14 protein-coding genes and 1 pseudogene are annotated in these 15,153 nt (G+C 69.3%); 5 read left to right on the top strand and 10 right to left on the bottom strand.

All coding sequences use genetic code 11. The annotated features are described in order from the left end of the window. The first annotated feature begins 53 nt into the window (after positions 1 to 53). Positions 54 to 407, top strand: coding sequence for a hypothetical protein (locus tag ACWGSR_RS29985; RefSeq protein ID WP_453571178.1), 354 nt, complete (start codon positions 54 to 56; stop codon positions 405 to 407). Between the two features lie 36 nt (positions 408 to 443). Here ACWGSR_RS29985 and ACWGSR_RS29980 read toward each other — a convergent pair whose 3' ends face one another. The 4 genes from ACWGSR_RS29980 to ACWGSR_RS29965 all read right to left on the bottom strand — a co-directional run bounded on the left by ACWGSR_RS29980 (position 444) and on the right by ACWGSR_RS29965 (position 2,440). Further along, positions 444 to 641 carry a hypothetical protein gene (locus tag ACWGSR_RS29980; protein WP_376239769.1) on the bottom strand — a complete coding sequence of 66 codons (198 nt, stop codon included), beginning with the start codon at positions 639 to 641 and terminating at the stop codon, positions 444 to 446. Positions 642 to 725: 84 nt separating this feature from the next. Next, on the bottom strand, positions 726 to 986 hold the full coding sequence (locus ACWGSR_RS29975; RefSeq protein WP_376239772.1) for a hypothetical protein: 261 nt from the start codon (positions 984 to 986) through the stop codon (positions 726 to 728). Between the two features lie 263 nt (positions 987 to 1,249). Further along, positions 1,250 to 1,654: a hypothetical protein gene (locus ACWGSR_RS29970; RefSeq protein WP_453571034.1), complete on the bottom strand. Its 405-nt coding sequence runs from the start codon at positions 1,652 to 1,654 to the stop codon at positions 1,250 to 1,252. Positions 1,655 to 2,002: 348 nt separating this feature from the next. Next, positions 2,003 to 2,440 (bottom strand): hypothetical protein, encoded by a 438-nt coding sequence (locus ACWGSR_RS29965; protein WP_453571031.1) that lies wholly within the window; start codon positions 2,438 to 2,440, stop codon positions 2,003 to 2,005. A gap of 296 nt (positions 2,441 to 2,736) precedes the next feature. Here ACWGSR_RS29965 and ACWGSR_RS29960 point away from each other — a divergent pair, with 296 nt between their 5' ends. The 3 genes and pseudogenes from ACWGSR_RS29960 (at position 2,737) to ACWGSR_RS29950 (ending at position 7,107) form a co-directional block, all read left to right on the top strand. Continuing rightward, positions 2,737 to 5,439: a Helicase associated domain protein gene (locus ACWGSR_RS29960; RefSeq protein ID WP_453571029.1), complete on the top strand. Its 2,703-nt coding sequence runs from the start codon at positions 2,737 to 2,739 to the stop codon at positions 5,437 to 5,439. A gap of 127 nt (positions 5,440 to 5,566) precedes the next feature. After that, positions 5,567 to 6,037: pseudogene (locus ACWGSR_RS29955) on the top strand (hypothetical protein); the annotation flags it as partial. Between the two features lie 197 nt (positions 6,038 to 6,234). Further along, on the top strand, positions 6,235 to 7,107 hold the full coding sequence (locus tag ACWGSR_RS29950; protein ID WP_376239785.1) for a MurR/RpiR family transcriptional regulator: 873 nt from the start codon (positions 6,235 to 6,237) through the stop codon (positions 7,105 to 7,107). A gap of 194 nt (positions 7,108 to 7,301) precedes the next feature. Here ACWGSR_RS29950 and ACWGSR_RS29945 read toward each other — a convergent pair whose 3' ends face one another. The 5 genes from ACWGSR_RS29945 to ACWGSR_RS29925 form a co-directional block, all read right to left on the bottom strand. Next, entirely contained in the window at positions 7,302 to 8,588 is a 1,287-nt protein-coding gene (locus tag ACWGSR_RS29945) for a cyanophycinase (protein WP_453571026.1), read from the bottom strand. Positions 8,589 to 8,769: 181 nt separating this feature from the next. Next, complete coding sequence (locus ACWGSR_RS29940) at positions 8,770 to 9,978, bottom strand: M20 family metallopeptidase (protein WP_453571023.1); 1,209 nt, start codon at positions 9,976 to 9,978, stop codon at positions 8,770 to 8,772. A gap of 2 nt (positions 9,979 to 9,980) precedes the next feature. Then, positions 9,981 to 10,745, bottom strand: a complete 765-nt coding sequence (locus ACWGSR_RS29935; RefSeq protein ID WP_453571020.1) for an amino acid ABC transporter ATP-binding protein — start codon at positions 10,743 to 10,745, stop codon at positions 9,981 to 9,983. Further along, positions 10,742 to 11,707 (bottom strand): amino acid ABC transporter permease, encoded by a 966-nt coding sequence (locus ACWGSR_RS29930; RefSeq protein WP_453571017.1) that lies wholly within the window; start codon positions 11,705 to 11,707, stop codon positions 10,742 to 10,744. Before ACWGSR_RS29930 ends, ACWGSR_RS29935 begins: the two co-directional genes overlap by 4 nt. Positions 11,708 to 11,709: 2 nt before the next feature. Next, entirely contained in the window at positions 11,710 to 12,627 is a 918-nt protein-coding gene (locus ACWGSR_RS29925) for an ABC transporter substrate-binding protein (protein ID WP_453571014.1), read from the bottom strand. A gap of 359 nt (positions 12,628 to 12,986) precedes the next feature. Here ACWGSR_RS29925 and ACWGSR_RS29920 point away from each other — a divergent pair, with 359 nt between their 5' ends. Beyond that, positions 12,987 to 14,420, top strand: coding sequence for a hypothetical protein (locus ACWGSR_RS29920; RefSeq protein ID WP_453571011.1), 1,434 nt, complete (start codon positions 12,987 to 12,989; stop codon positions 14,418 to 14,420). A gap of 195 nt (positions 14,421 to 14,615) precedes the next feature. On the opposite strand, the gene ACWGSR_RS29915 is transcribed toward ACWGSR_RS29920, so the two are convergent. Beyond that, on the bottom strand, positions 14,616 to 14,870 hold the full coding sequence (locus ACWGSR_RS29915) for a DUF6479 family protein (RefSeq protein WP_376236844.1): 255 nt from the start codon (positions 14,868 to 14,870) through the stop codon (positions 14,616 to 14,618). Between the last annotated feature and the right edge of the window lie 283 nt (positions 14,871 to 15,153).

Below are 15,153 nucleotides of genomic sequence, written 5' to 3'. Positions count from 1 at the left end.
TGTGGGAGTCCCATCGGACCGGTCACGTCCTGGCCGTCGCCTGCAGTACCCGAGTGCGGAGCAACCAGGGCCGGACCACTATCCGGGCGGATGCCGTCGCCGACCGCCTGCCCGCCTCGGCCTGGCACCGGCGCATCACCCTGGCCGTACTCACCCTGGCATTCCTGGCCGCCCTTGCCCCCGACGCGACACCGGCCAGGACCGCACAGCCGAAACGGCCCGCCCGCAGCCCCGACCCCATCGACCTGACCGTTCTTGAGATCCGCCACCTGTTCGGCACCCTGTTGAACCCGCCGAACACATCCCCGTGCAGGCTGCTGAACTGGTCGAACCGGTGCGGAAACCACCAGGCCACAGCCCGGCGCAGCCACCAGCAGCGACGATTTGCCGCCCTCTCGGCCGGATAGATCACGAAGTCGCACTGGAGCACTGACCGGAAGGGGTCAGTGGCGGGACCAGGGTCGGCGTCTGCCGGTGGTGTGGTTGGTGCGGGCCGCTCCGATACCGGCGAGGTGCAGGGCCAGGGCGGTGAGCCCGAGGAGCATCACGTTCGTGGAGGAGAACACGTCGTTGGTGCCGATGTCGGCCGCGTTGATCAGGAAGGCGATGAAGAACAGTACAGCGGCGGCTATGCCCAGCATGTCGAGGTTCCTTTCGGGAGGATGCTGCTCGTACACCCCGCTGCGCCCTGTTACATGCAGAAGCGGGGGCAGGGTGGGAGGGGGTCAGGCCTGCTGGGGGTGTCCGGCGTCGCCTTCGACGACCAGGCGGTCGGTACCGGGCTCTTCGGCGCGTTCGACGATCGTGACGTCGATCCGCCCGTCACCGGTGGTGTCGAACTGGTAGAGATCCGCCTTCCCGTCACCGGTGGTGTCGGTCATCCACACGTCGGGCTTGCCGTCACCGTTGGTATCGGCGCTCAGGACGACATGGTGCTCGTCGCCCTGGGTCTCGACTGCTTCTTCGGTGTGCGCTGAGGTGTCCATGACCGCCGGATGCCCCCGAGTCGGGAGGTGAAACGAGCACGGGCCGGTCGCGGTAAAGGTGCCTTCTCGTTCGCTGCGCTTACTGGAACGGTAGGGCTGTTCGCTGAGGGCCCGGGCTTTTGCTGCACCCCGGCCCCGAGACGGCGGGCCCGCTACGCTCCCCCGCCCCGAAGGGCCCTTCCGGCTGCGCCCGCAGTCCCGTTCGACCGGCCTCGCGGACCGGGCCTGGCCGGCTTGGGGGTGGGGGTGCGGTTGTCGTCACGTCACTGCGGGTCGGGTTCCCTGGAAGGGAACGCCGCGTACAGGGCTTCCGCGTGCACTCCGTCCCACTGGCTGATCAGCAGACGCTCCACCCTGCCGTCATGTCCGCGCAGTTCGACTTCCTGTCCTTTGTCGAACTCCACCCGCACCTGGGGATCCCGGCACACCGCCTCGGCCTCGCCCCGCATCATCTCGAACCAGACACCGCGTACGGCGTAGCGCAGGTCGTTGCCTCGATGACGCAGTACCCGTACCCGGCGGTCGGTCAACAGGAGTGAAGCCCGCCGCGGCACCAGGCCCCACAGCGCACGTCCATATGTCACCGCACAGCCGGCTGTCATTCGCTCGCCCTGGGGAACCCACCGCTCCAGGCGTTCACGGTCCACCGACCACTTGGCCGCTTCCATCACCACTCCCCCTGCCCCTCGGACGACAGCATCACCGGTTGCCGCCCGTATACCCGAAATCCACACTCGCACCGCCTCACGATCGTGCCCGGGCCGTGCTCTTCGCCGGGCCGCTCAAACCGATCGGGCATTGGTACGAGGCTGCCGCTCGCGTCACCGCACCTTCGCCACGGCAGGAACGGGTCGGGCCCCTGTCCTCCGGAAAGAAACAAAACAGAGTGGAGTACTACCCCGCTGAGGAGAGACAGGGTCCGCTGCACCTCTCCTGCTTTCAAAGGTCCTTCCGGCCGCGCCTGCACTTCCTGAAGGTCGGCCCACGCGGGCCGGTGACCGAGAAGCGGGAGGTTGTCAGGTTTGATCGGTCTTGTCTTCAGGTGCCCAGGTCCAGGGCTTCACTGCAGGCGGCGGGCCCTCCATGGCACTGCGGAACTTTTCCTTCAGGCTCTTCGGCGGTGCTTCCTTCTCTTCCCGCGAGTGCACGAGCCGGGCCGTGGTCACCCGTATATGGCATTCGCGGTGGCGTTGCTTCACGAGCACGATCCATGCTCCGTCCTGGGCGAGCAGGGCATGGCGGGCAGGCTCGTCTCCCGGGCGTGCGTGCCGGGCCAGGATGCCCGGCAGGTAGTGGAGGGCCGCGTCCTCGGCGGCCGCGGCCGCTTCTGTGTGGTCCGGGCCGATGCGGTGTGTGCCGGCGAGCATCCAGCGGTGCAGTTTGAGTTCCGTGCCGTCGGCGCGTTCGGTGGTTCGAGTGTCCTCTTCGATGAGGATGTACCAGTCGGCGGTCATGGGCGGGCCTTATCCGTCGGCGAGGGGGCGAGGCGTCTGCAAGGTTGATGCGGCATATAGAGATGGTGGAATCACGGGATATCCTGGGGGTCGTCTACTGGGCCCAGGTGCTGAATCTTGTTTTCGGTGGATCGCATTGACCGTACTCGACAGCTTTCTCGTAGGAATGATTGCCGAAGTAGGCGCACGACGGGTAGACGGGCTGCATGCCGTACCAGACTGCCCAGATCAGGGCGGCGAGGGCGAGAGCGGACGCCAGATGCTTCCACGTAGGAGGCCCTGCGACGGGATGGATCATGGCGGCGATCATAGGGCAGGGAGCAAGGAGCGTGATTTCGCTCAGGGAACACCAGGTGGACCAGCGGGCGGCATTTCGTAGGTGGGTGGGATTCCCTGCAAAGCGACCTGTCCCTCCGGAAGGAGCCCGGAGCACGATCGTGTCGGCAACCGGGTCGGGCAAGACGATCACGGCCGCCGCATGCGCGCTGGAATCGTTCGCGGACGGCCGGATCCTCGTCACCGTCCCGACTTTGGACCTGCTCGTACAGACCGCCCGGGCCTGGCGGGCGGTGGGGCATCGGACGCCGATGGTCGCGGTGTGCTCGCTGGAGAACGACCCGGTCCTGAACGAACTGGGGGTGCGCACCACCACGAATCCGATCCAGCTCGCGCTGTGGGCCGGAACGGGGCCGGTGGTCGTGTTCGCCACATACGCGTCTCTGGTCGACCGGGACGACCCGGAGGACCCGACGGCGGGCGGGCGGAAGGTCCGCGGGCCGCTGGAGGCCGCACTCGCGGGCGGGGAGCGGCTCTACGGGCAGCGGATGGCAGGCTTCGACCTCGCGATCGTGGACGAAGCCCACGGAACCGCCGGCGACCTCGGGCGGCCATGGGCCGCGATCCATGACAACGCCCGGATCCCGGCGGACTTCCGGCTGTACCTGACCGCGACCCCGCGCATCCTGGCGGCGCCCCAGCCGCGAAGGGGTGCGGGCGGCCGGGAGGTGGAGATCGCGTCGATGGCCGACGACCCGAACGGCACGTACGGCACGTGGCTCGCCGAACTCGGGCTCGCGGAGGCGATCGAGCGGGAGATCCTTGCGGGATTCGAGATCGACGTGCTGGAGATCCGCGACCCCTCCCCCGTCCTCGGCGAGTCCGAGGAGGCGCGGCGGGGCCGGCGCCTGGCCCTGCTGCAGACCGCGCTGCTGGAGCACGCCGCGGCGTGGAACCTGCGGACCGTCATGACGTTCCACCAGAAGGTGGAGGAGGCGGCGGCGTTCGCGGAGAAGCTGCCGGAGACGGCCGCCGCGCTGTATGCCGGCGATATCTCGGTCGATGACCTGGCGAAAGCGGAGGGGCCGCCCGCCTCGTCGATCGACGCGGAGTTCTACGAACTCGAGGCCGGCCGCCACGTACCGCCGGACCGGGTGTGGTCGGCGTGGCTGTGCGGCGACCACCTCGTCGCCGAGCGGCGCGAGGTGCTGCGGCAGTTCGCGAACGGCATCGACGTGGCCGGGCGCCGGGTGCACCGGGCGTTCCTCGCCAGCTGTCGCGTGCTCGGGGAAGGCGTCGACATCACCGGCGAACGGGGCGTACAGGCGATCTGCTTCGCCGACACCCGCGGCTCGCAGGTCGAGATCGTGCAGAACATCGGCCGCGCCCTCCGACTCGACCGCAAGGGGACCACGAAGGTCGCCAGGATCATCGTGCCCGTGTTTCTGGAGCCCGGCGAGGACCCAACCGACATGATCGCCTCCGCCGGCTTCAAACCGCTCGTCGCCGTGCTCCAAGGTCTACGCAGCCACGACGAGCACCTGGTCGAGCAGCTCGCCTCCCGTGCGCTCACCAGCGGCAAGCGCACGATCCACGTCCAGCGCGACGAGGACCGGCGGATCGTCGGCGCCGGTGAGGACGGGGACCAGGAGCACGACGGCACCGGCACGGCCACCGAGTCCGCGCTGCTGCACTTCTCCACCCCACGCGACGCCGCCACCATCGCCGCCTTTCTGCGCACCCGGGTCTACCGGCCCGAATCGCTGGTGTGGCTGCAGGGCTACCGAGCCCTCATCCGCTGGCGGGCGAAGAACGACATCACCGGCCTCTACGCCGTCCCGTACGACGTCGAGATCGAAGTGGGGGCGACCAGGGCGTTCCCACTCGGGAGGTGGGTCCACCAGCAGCGCAAGACCCTGCGGGCCGGGGAGCTCGACCCCCACCGCAAGGAGCTCCTCGACGCGCCGGAGGCCGGGATGGTGTGGGAACCGAGCGAGGAAGCGTGGGAGAACAAGCTCGCCGTCCTCCGGTCCTACCGGCGGGCCACCGGGCACCTCGCGCCGCGGCAGGACACGGTGTGGGGCGAGAGCGAGGCCGGGGGCCTGGTGCCCGTCGGGCAGCACATGGCCAACCTCCGCCGGAGGGACGGTCTGGGGAAAGACCCGGAGCGAGCCGCCGTACGCGCGGCGCAGCTGGCGGAGGTCGACCCGGACTGGAACTGCCCCTGGCCACTCAACTGGCAACGCCACTACCGCGTCCTCACCGACCTCGTCGACGCCGACGGTGCCCTGCCCCACATCGCACCCGGCGTCGTCTTCGACGGCGACGACATCGGATGGTGGTTGCAGCGGCAGAGAAACCCGGGCACCTGGACGCAGCTGTCGTCCGAGCAGCAGGAACGGCTGACCGCACTCGGCGTCCAGGCGCCGTCTCCCACCCCGGCACCGGCACCGGCCCCGGCAGCGGGCGGCGCGGCCAAGAAGGCACCGAGTAAGGCACAGCAAGCCTTCCAGCGCGGCCTTGCGGCCCTGGCCCAGTGGGTCGAACGGGAAGGCCATCGGCCTGTCCCGCGCGGCCACGCCGAGGAGATCACGGTCGCCGGAGAGACGGAACCGGTGCCCGTACGGCTGGGGGTATGGATCTCCAACACCAGAACGAGGCGAGAGAAGCTCGACCAGCGGCAGCGGGACGCACTACGGGCGCTGGGAGCCGACTGGGCGTGACGGACGTCGCCGTCGTTGGGTCGTGGCGCTCGTGGCCAGCCGCCTCCTCTGGCGCCTTCGTCAGTGCTTTAAGTTGGCTGACGTGATTGCGCGGGGGCGGATCTACAGATACGTCGGACCGGTCGAGCTGAAGGCTGTGGTCCGGCCTGGCGGCGGGCGCCGGGTCGGCTCGGCGGCCGACTTCGACGGCTGGATCACTGGGCGATCGGCAGCAGAACTGGCCGAACCGTTCACCTTCGTGGTCGACACGGACGGTGTGCTTCGGCTGGCGCCGCGGCGAAGTGAGCACGTAGCCTGCGCCGGCGGGGACATGGTTCTGAGCGCCGGCGAGATCGGCTTCACGCGTGAGGCAGGCCGGTGGACCGTGAGCGAGGTCAGCAACCAGTCCACCGGGTACTGCCCGGACGCCACCTCGTGGTCGGCGGTCGCTCATGCTCTGGACGGCGCAGAGCTCGGGCGGCCCTCCGGCTTCACCCATGAAGTGGTGTTCCGACGGTGTCCCGACTGCCAGGAGCACAACATCGTGCGCGAGGAGGACTTCGTCTGCGTCTTCTGCGGCAGCGATCTGCCGGAGACGTGGAATGTGGATCCCGCCGCGCCTGTAACGGACGGTACATTTGCCTGCATGAGAACGGGTTCACGTCCACATTGCCCTGATGCGTGCCGAAGTGCATCAGGCAGGTCGGCAGGTCGGACACCCGGTGGCCCGAACCCCGGCCGTACGGCCGGAGCGTCCGGTGTTCTGCGAGCGGACAGCGGTGGGGCCGAAACGCAGGGCCAGAACAGGAGCGAGCTGTGAGCAGCACCCTCGCGGATGAGATCCGCGACAGGCTGGGCGACCTGAGCCCCGCTGAGCGCAAGGTCGCGCGCGTGCTTCTGGCCGGGTACCCCGCGTCCGTCTTCGAGACCGTGGCCACCATCGCCGAGCGGGCCTCGGTTTCGGCGCCCACCGTCCTGCGCTGCGCCTCGAGGCTCGGCTATCGCGGTTTCCCCGACTTGCAGGCGGCGCTGCGGGCGGAGCTGGACGCACGGACCGCGTCTCCCGTGACGCTCTACGAGACGTCCGGCGCCCGGGACGGCACGGCTTCCGGCAAGGCGGACGGGAGCGAAGGTGCCGTGCCAGGGTCGACCGTCGTGCTGCGGGCGGTGGAGAAGACCTTCAGAGAACTGACGACTCACGAGTTCCACGAGGCGGTGGCGCTCATGTCGGATCCGCGAAGGCGCATCCATCTGGTGGGAGGACGCTTCACGCACCTGTTGGCCCAGTATCTGGGGCTGCACCTCATGCAATTGCGCCAGTACGTCTCCTTCCTGCCGGACGGTCACGTGGAGCGGGTCTCCGCCCTGACCCAACTCGGCCGCAAGGACGTCGTCGTCCTCTTCGACTACCGGCGCTACGAGGAGGACAAGACGGCCGTCGCGGAACTGGTCAGGGAGCGGGGCGGAAAGGTCGTCGTGTTCACCGATCCCTGGTTGTCCCCGGCCACGGCGCAGGCGGATGTCGTACTGACGAGTCAGGTGACCTCCGATTCGCCCTACGACAGCCTGACACCGACCCTGGCTCTGATCGAAGCGCTGATCGGATCAGTTCTCGACCGCCTGGGTGCGGACGCTCACGAACACATGAAGGCGGGTGAGGACACGGCGCGTCGCCTGGGACTGCTCTAGGAGGGTGATGCTTTCCGGATTCTCCGACGGCCTTTCTGCCGGTCATGGTGGAGAAGGCCGCTCCGTTGTCGGCCGTACCCGGGAGGTGGCCGGCGGTCACTTCGTCCTTCCTCCCGGCCGTCACGTTCCCGGCCCGGCCGTGCGTGCCGGTCCGGCCGGCCGTGGGACGGCCGAACCGGCGAGTCGGACGGGGTTCACCGTGGCGCGACGGCGACCTGGAGTCCGATGAGCGTCTGGACGGTGCCGGGTACCCCGGTCAGGGCGCGGAAGCCGTGGGGCTTGGTCAGCGTGACGGTGAAGCGGGGGCCGCTTTCGAAAGTGGTCGCGACAGCGGTTCGCTGCGTTCGGACGGCGAGGTCCCGGGTCGTGGTGCGGAAGGAGTAGGGCTTGCCGCCGGGGTTGGCGGCCGAGTAGAAGACATCGGTGTTGACCGGGACGGGGCTGGTGTCGTCGGCGGTGACGGGCTTCTTGCCGGGGGCGGGGTGGGCCGACCAGGTGCGGGCGGTGTAGCGGTCGCCGTCGGTGAGGTAGGTGTAACGGGCTCCGTGCAGGGACCAGCCGGCCTTCGTCGTGCGGGCGTGGGTGTGGCGCAGGTCCAGGATGGCGACGCCGTTGGTGCCGAGGACGCTCAGGCGTTCGTCGCGGGTGCCGGGGGCGTCGACGACCAGGGCGGTGTTCTCCTCGAGGGCGTAGACGCGGTCGTGGCCGGTGTCGGCGGCCAGGCGCAGTGCGCGGCCTTCGCGTCCGTAGGCCCCGGTGTGGGTGTCGACGAGTCCGGAGCGCAGGAAGCCGAAGCCGCCCTCGGGGATGTGTCCGAGGCGGGTCGGGTCGTCGAAGTAGCCGGGGGCGCTGCCGTCGCGGAGGCCTTCGTAGGATTCGCCGCCGCTGACCATGTCCGGCCCGGAGGCGATCTGCGCGCCGGCGGAGGAGCCGGAGACCACCGCTCCGCGGGCCAGTTTGGCGCGGATGGCGGCGAGGACCTTGGAGTCGGTGTGCTCGTCGCCGTGGAGGAGGGTGGTGAGGTAGTGGTACTGGTCGCCGCCGCCGAAGAAGAAGCCGGTCATGGAGTTGACCTGGGCGACGACGGCATCGGAGTCGGCGTTGGCGATGTGGTCGAGATCGATGGGGATCCACTGGGCGTCGGCGGCGCCGTGCTTCTCGAACAGGCCGGCGTAGTAGGCGCCGTTGCACGCCGAGTTGCTGCACAGGTCCGGGTCGTCCGCGTCCGGGTCCTGGCTCTCGGGCACGGAGGCGGCGGTGATGACGCCGATGCGTGCCGCGGGGCCGCCGGCACGCTTGACGATCTCGCCGTAGACCGCCGCGTTGTCGTCCTTCAGGGCGCCGCCGACCAGGACGAGGGAGCCCGCCCTGTCCGCGGGACGGGCGGGCTGGGCGTGAGCGACGGGTGCGGTGAGGAGGAGGGCGATGGCGATGCCGCAGGCCGGAGCGGTGCGACGGGCGGGACAGGTCGGTGCGCGCATGGTGCCTCCGTGAATCGGATGGGTGGAGGGGTGGTCGGGGCCCCGCTTCCGTGGTACGGGGCCCCGACCGGTCCGGCAGGGCGTCGGGAGACTGCCGGAGACGAGGCGGGCGGTACGTACGTCGGCCCGCTGGGGTGCGGGTGGTTGCCGGGGTGTGGGTGGTTGCCGGGCTGTGGGTGGTTCAAGAACCGCCGGCGCTGCCGAGGGCGGCGATCAGAGCGGCCAGCATGGCGACCCGCTGGGGAACGCTGGAGGTGTCCAGCCACTCCTCCGGAGTGTGGTCCGCGCCTCCCACAGGGCCGAGGCCGTCCAGGGTCGGCACCCCCATGCCCGCGATGAGGTTGGCGTCGCCGACTCCCCCCGTGGCCGCGGCCCCCAAGCGCACGCCGAGGGTCTCGCCCGCCTGTTTCGCGAGGTCAAACATGCGGCGTGAGGCAGGGGTGTCCTCCATGGGTGGGCACAGGTCGAGCTGTTCGACCGTCACGGAGGTGCCGGGGACCGCGGGGTGGTCGGCGACGTACTGGATGGCTTCGGTGACGCGCCCCACGTCGGCCGTGGTGGCGGCCCTGACTTCGAGGTGGAGTTCGGCCTGGGGGCAGACGACGTTGGCGCGGGTGCCCGCGCGGACGATGCCGACGTTGACGGTGACGTCGTCCCAGTGGCCGTTGAGTGCCTGGAGGGCGACGGTCAGGTGCGCGGCGGCGAGGGCGGCGTTGGCGCCGCGTTCGGGTTCGATGCCGGCGTGGGCGGCCCGGCCGGTGACGGTGAGGCGGAAGTCGGCGACGCCCTTGCGGGCGATGACGAGGTCGCCGTTCTCACGGGCGCATTCGAGGCCGAGGCCGTAGTGCATGCCGTGGGCGGTCCGTTCGATGACCGGTCTGCCGGCCGGGGAACCGATCTCCTCGTCGGGCGTGGCCAGGAAGACCAGCTCGTCGTAGGTCTCGATGCCGGCGGCGTCGAGGATCTCCAGTGCCGCGAGGCCGGCCAAGAGACCTCCCTTGTCGTCGCTGACGCCGGGGCCGTGTGCGAGGCGCCCCTTCGTCCGAAACGGACGGTCGACAGCCGTCCCCCTGTCGAAGACCGTGTCCATGTGTCCGGCGAGGAGGATCTTGCGGCCCCCGTCCGAGGGGCTGAGGGCACCGGTTCTGCGAGCGACGACGACGTCACCGGCTTCGCGGGAGCCTACGAACGGGCAGGGGACGCGTTCGACAGTGAAGCCCGTTCTCGTCAGCCTGTGCTGCACCCAGTCGGCCACGCGGTTGACGCCTTCGGCGTCGTAGGAGCCGGAGTCGATGGAGACGAGTTCTCGTAGGTCGTCCAGGTAGCGGTTCTGGCGGGCGCGGGCCAGTGCCAGCAGTTGCCCGGAAAGCGTCTGCCGGTGGACAGGCACGTTCACAGGACCTTGGACAGGAAGGCGCGGGTGCGGTCCTGCTCCGGTTCGACGAGGACCCGGCGGGGGTCGCCGGCCTCGACGACAACGCCCTCGTCCATGAAGACGGCGGTGTCGCCGACCTCGCGTGCGAAGCCGATCTCGTGGGTGACGACGACCATGGTCATGCCGTCGGCGGCGAGCTGTCGCATGACGTCGAGGACGTCGCCGACGAGTTCGGGGTCCAGGGCGGAGGTCGGCTCGTCGAAGAGCATCAGCTTGGGCTTCATGGCGAGCGCGCGGGCGATGGCCACGCGCTGCTGCTGTCCGCCGGACAGCTGGGCGGGGTAGTGGCCGGCACGGTCGCCCAGGCCGACCCGTTCGAGCAGGGCGTGGGCCTGTTCACGAGCCTCCGCCCGCGCCACTCCGGCGACCTTGACGGGGGCCTCCATGACGTTGTCGAGGGCCGTCATGTGCGGGAAGAGGTTGAAGCGCTGGAAGACCATGCCGATGTCGCGGCGGCGGTCGGCGACCTCGCGCTCGCGCAGCTCGTACAGCTTGTCTCCCTGCTGCCGGTAGCCGACGAGGTCGCCGTCGACGGTGAGCTTTCCACCGTCGACCTTCTCCAGGTGGTTGATGCAGCGCAGGAAGGTGGACTTGCCCGAGCCCGAGGGTCCCAGGAGGCAGCAAACCTCTCCCCGTTCCACGGTGAGGTCGATGCCCTTGAGGACCTCCAGCCTGCCGAAGTGCTTGCACACGCCCTCGGCGCGCACCATGGGGGTGCTCATCGGTCCTCCTCCTTCTTCTTCTTGTGTCCCGCCGGGCCCGCGGTTCCGCCGAGCAGGCGGCGCAGCGGGGAGACGTGTCCGTCGCGCGCGGTGCCGCGTCCGTAACGGCGCTCCAGCCACGCCTGGGGGATGCTCAGCAGGGTCACGAGGGCCAGGTACCAGAGGCTGGCGACGACCAGCATGGGGATGACCTGGTAGTTCTGGGCGTACACGTCCTGGATGTTGGACATCAGGTCGTGGGCGGAGATGACCGAGACCAGGGCGGTCATCTTGAGCATGTTGATCGTCTCGTTGCCCATCGGCGGGATGATCACGCGCATGGCCTGGGGCAGGACGATCCGGCGCATCGTGAGCGCGGGCCGCATGCCGAGCGAGTGGGCGGCCTCGGTCTGGCCGGGGTCGACGGACTGGATGCCGGCCCGGACGATCTCGGAGGCGTAGGCGGCCTCGTTGAGGCCGAGGGCGAGCAGGGCCGCGATCGCGGGGGTCAGCAGGCTGTTCGTCTCGGCCTGGAAGAAGGTGATGTCGGTGAAGGGGACACCGATCTTCACGTACTTGTAGAGGGCGGCGGCGTAACCCCAGAAGATGATCTGTACGAGCAGCGGGGTGCCGCGGAAGACCCATACGAAGGCGCCGGCGAGACCGTAGAGCACGGGGCTGGACGACAGGCGCATGACGGCGATCAACGTGCCGAGCGCCAGGCCGAGGAGCATGGCGACGGCGGTCAGCCACAAGGTGGTGGCCAGGCCGTCGAAGACGAGGTCGGCGAAGAGGTACTTCCCGACGACGTCCCAGTGCAGGTTGTCGTTCTTGGCCAGGGAACCGATCAGTCCGACCAGGGCGAGCAGCGAGGCGACGGCGGCGATCCAGCGTCCGTAGTTGCGAACGGGCACGATCTCCAGGTCGTGGGTACCAGTCGCACCGGCGGTCGTGGCGCTGTCGGGGGTTCTGGTGTCGATCATGCTCAGTCCACCGCCGCGTTCCTGGTGGCTTCCTTGACCGCGATCGAGGCGACGCCGTACTTGTCGTAGATCTTGACGAGGGTGCCGTCGTCGATGAGCGCCTGCAGTGCCTTCTGGACCGCTTCCGTCAGTTCGGGCAGCTGCTTGCTGATCGCGATGCCGTTGGGCGAGGCGTTGTAGCCGCCGGGCGCCGTCGGGTCCTCGACCAGGTCGAAGGCCTTGCCGGCGTCGGCGGTCTTGGCGACCCAGCCGGCGGCGGGCTTGGTCAGCACCTGGGCGACGGCCTTGCCCGAGCGCAGGGCGAGCTGCGCGTCGGAGTCCTTGGGGAAGGTCTGGATGTCGATCCTGCCCTTGCCCGCCTTCGCGCAGGCGTCCTGGTGGGACTTGAGCAGGTCGAGCTGGTTGGTGGCGGCCTGGACGGCGACCTTCAGGCCGCACAGGTCGTCCAGGTTCTCGATCCCGGAGGGGTTGCCTTCAGCGACGAGGACGCCCGAGCCGGACTGCGAGTAGTCGACGAAGTCGACGACCTGCTGACGCTCCTTGTTGTCCGTGATCGCCGACATGGCGGCGTCGAACTTGCCGGCCTGGATGGCCGGAACGATGCCGTCGAACTTCTGCGGGGCGAAGGCGAAGGTCACGCCGAGCTTGCCGCCGAGCGCCTGGCCCAGGTCGTAGTCCAGGCCGGTCAGTGCGGTCCCTCCCTCCTTCACGTACATCTCGAAGGGCGGGTAGGGGACGTCGGTGGCGACCCGGACCTTCCCCGCCTTCCTGATGGCGTCCGGGAGGAGGTCGTGCAGGGCCTGGTCCTTCTTGATCTCCACACCGGCGACCGAGACCACGGCGTTCCCCGCGGGGGCGGGGTCGGGGTCGCCGCAGGAGGCGAGGGTGACAAGGGCCGAGGCCGCTACAGCGGCAGCCACGAACGGGCGGGTAACACGAGTACGCATCGGGTCGGACCTCTCGGGGGTTCTTCGCCAACGGATTTCAGCCGTCAGGACACACCCAGGAAGTTACAGATCGAGCAGCTCATTGCATAGATGTACCTCACGTTACATTCACGTAACGTGACACTTTCCCTTCAGTCCTATCACCCAAAAGCTTTGATTGACGGACATAACAGCCGTCCATCGAGAGGCTCACGAAAGAAGACGCTCTTACATCTTCCGCCTTACAAGGCTTGCTTGTATGTTCCGCTACCAACCCACATCGCCAAGGAGTTGGCCGAAAGCTCGGCTGTCGGAGTCTTGGCGTTCCTCCTCCCCCGTTCAGGAGCAGACCCATGCCACTACGCCTCGCCCGCAAGGCGGCCCCCATGGCCGCAGTGGCCGTACTCGCCACAGCCATGACCCTCACGGCCCAGCACCCCTCGGAAGCAGCCGCCAGTCGCATCCGGCTCGGATCGGCCTCGGACGTCAGCCGTACGTCGTGGAACGGCCCCGCGTTCACGATGAACGGCGCCGGCGGCGTCGTGGCCGCCTCGATGTCCCGCGCCGTCGACGAGATCCGCGGCGGCTCCGGCAGCATCGACGTCGTCGTCCTGGCCGGATCGGCCCCGACGTCGGGAAGCCGGACCCCCGAGTGCGACACCGTGATGGGCCTGACCGGCGTCAACTCCTGTACGACGTGGACGCTCACCGCGGCAGCCGACGGGAACAACAGCCAGGTCAACACGGACGTCCGCAACGCCGAGTTCGTCTACTTCGCCGGCGGCGACCAGTGCCGGTACGCCGCGTGGAAGGGCACCGCGCTCGAAGCGTCCGTCGAATCCGTCGTCGCCAAGGGCGGCGGCTCCGGCGGCGGAAGCGCCGGCCACCACATCAACAGTCCCCTCGTCTACGACGCCTGCAACGGCAGCGTCACCAGCTCCGAGGCGCTCGCCAACCCCTACGACCGCTACATCGGCTTCACCACCGGCATGTTCCAGTGGGCGAACTACGGCGGTGTCATCAACGACTCCCACTTCGTCGCCCGCGACCGCATGGGCCGCAGCATGGCCTTCGTGGCCAGGGCCATCAAGGACGGCCTGACCACGAACGGTGCCGCGTGGGCGGTCGGGGTGGAGGAGGGCGGGGGTTCCCTGTTCCTGGACCGCAACGGCATGGCCACGCAGTACGGCAAGGACGCCTACGTCGTGCTCGGCGACCACCAGCCGGAGCAGGCGGTCGACCGCAAGCCGCTGACCTACTCCGACTTCAAGATCTGGCGCCTCACACCCGGCACGACCTTCGACTTCAAGAACCGGCCCACCTGCGGCTACTACCTGCGCAGCGTCACCAACGGCACGCCGGACCCCAACCTCTACAGCGGCACGCCCGTGACGGACTGCGGCAGCCAGGGCGGGGGCGGCAGCCTCGCCGAGAGCGAGCCGAACGACACCCGGGACACGGCCGACGACGCCACCGCCCTGGCACTCCCCGGATCGATCACCGGCAGCATGAAGTCCACCAGCGACCGCGACTACTTCAAGGTCGGCCTCGCCTCCGGACAGACCGCCACCGTGAACTGCGCCGTCCCGACGGCTTACGACGCAGATCTGTACTGGCTCGACTCCACCGGAAGCACGCTCGAGCGCTCGGTCAACGACGGCGCGGGCTCCGACGAATCGGTGACCTTCACCCGCACGGCAAGCGGATCCAGCACCTACTACGTGGACGTGGAGGCCTACAGCGGGTCGGGCTCCTCGACCTACGGCTGCACCGTCAGCAAGAGCTGACAGAGGGGGAACACTCCAATTCCCGCGCGGAGTTCGCCCCACTCCTTCCGGCGCATGAGGCGAGGTGCTGCTCCGCGACGGTCCCTCGCATCCGAGGAGTCCGCGGCGGCCCGGACACAGGCCGGGCCGGCCGTTGTCGCTCGCGCAACATCACGGCCCCTGACACGGGAACAGCGGGCCGTGGTGGGGACGTATTCAGTCGTCGCTCGGAAGAACCGGTTCCGTGCGGCCCCGCATCTGGTGCGGTCGCAGCCGGTGCGCATGGTCGCGCCGGGGGACGGCCGCGGGGCGGAGGTATTCGGACCACTCCCCCGGCGGCCGGTCGGTGGCCGGTCGCCGAGGATGGTCCTGCGGCCGTGGGCAGGGGCCTTCCTTCTCCCGGAGACGTGCTCCAAGAACGAAGGCGCCCGTCAGGACGGCGACAACGATCAGTCCGATCACGATGTGCATGGAAAGCCTCCGACGTGGGGCCGGGAACATCCTGTCGAGCTGTATACGCCGGGCTCGAACTCGACGGATGCCGGGCCGGCACGTGACCACCCGGTTGGCGGCGGTCGGGTTGCAGCCACCAGGGCGATTCCACCGTGGTCGATCGCTGCGGCCTCGCTGGTCAGGTGGAGCCGACGACGCTCGTCGAGATGCGGCAGGATCCGATCGGACCTGGCCCACAAGGCGGTGAGCGGAGGACGCGCGGGCATGGCCCACCTGACGACGTCGTCGACAAGCCACCGCC

Source organism: Streptomyces sp. NPDC055632 (assembly GCF_053618675.1).
Note: the sequence above shows the minus strand (reverse complement) of the source record. Positions and strands in the feature narration are given on the sequence as shown.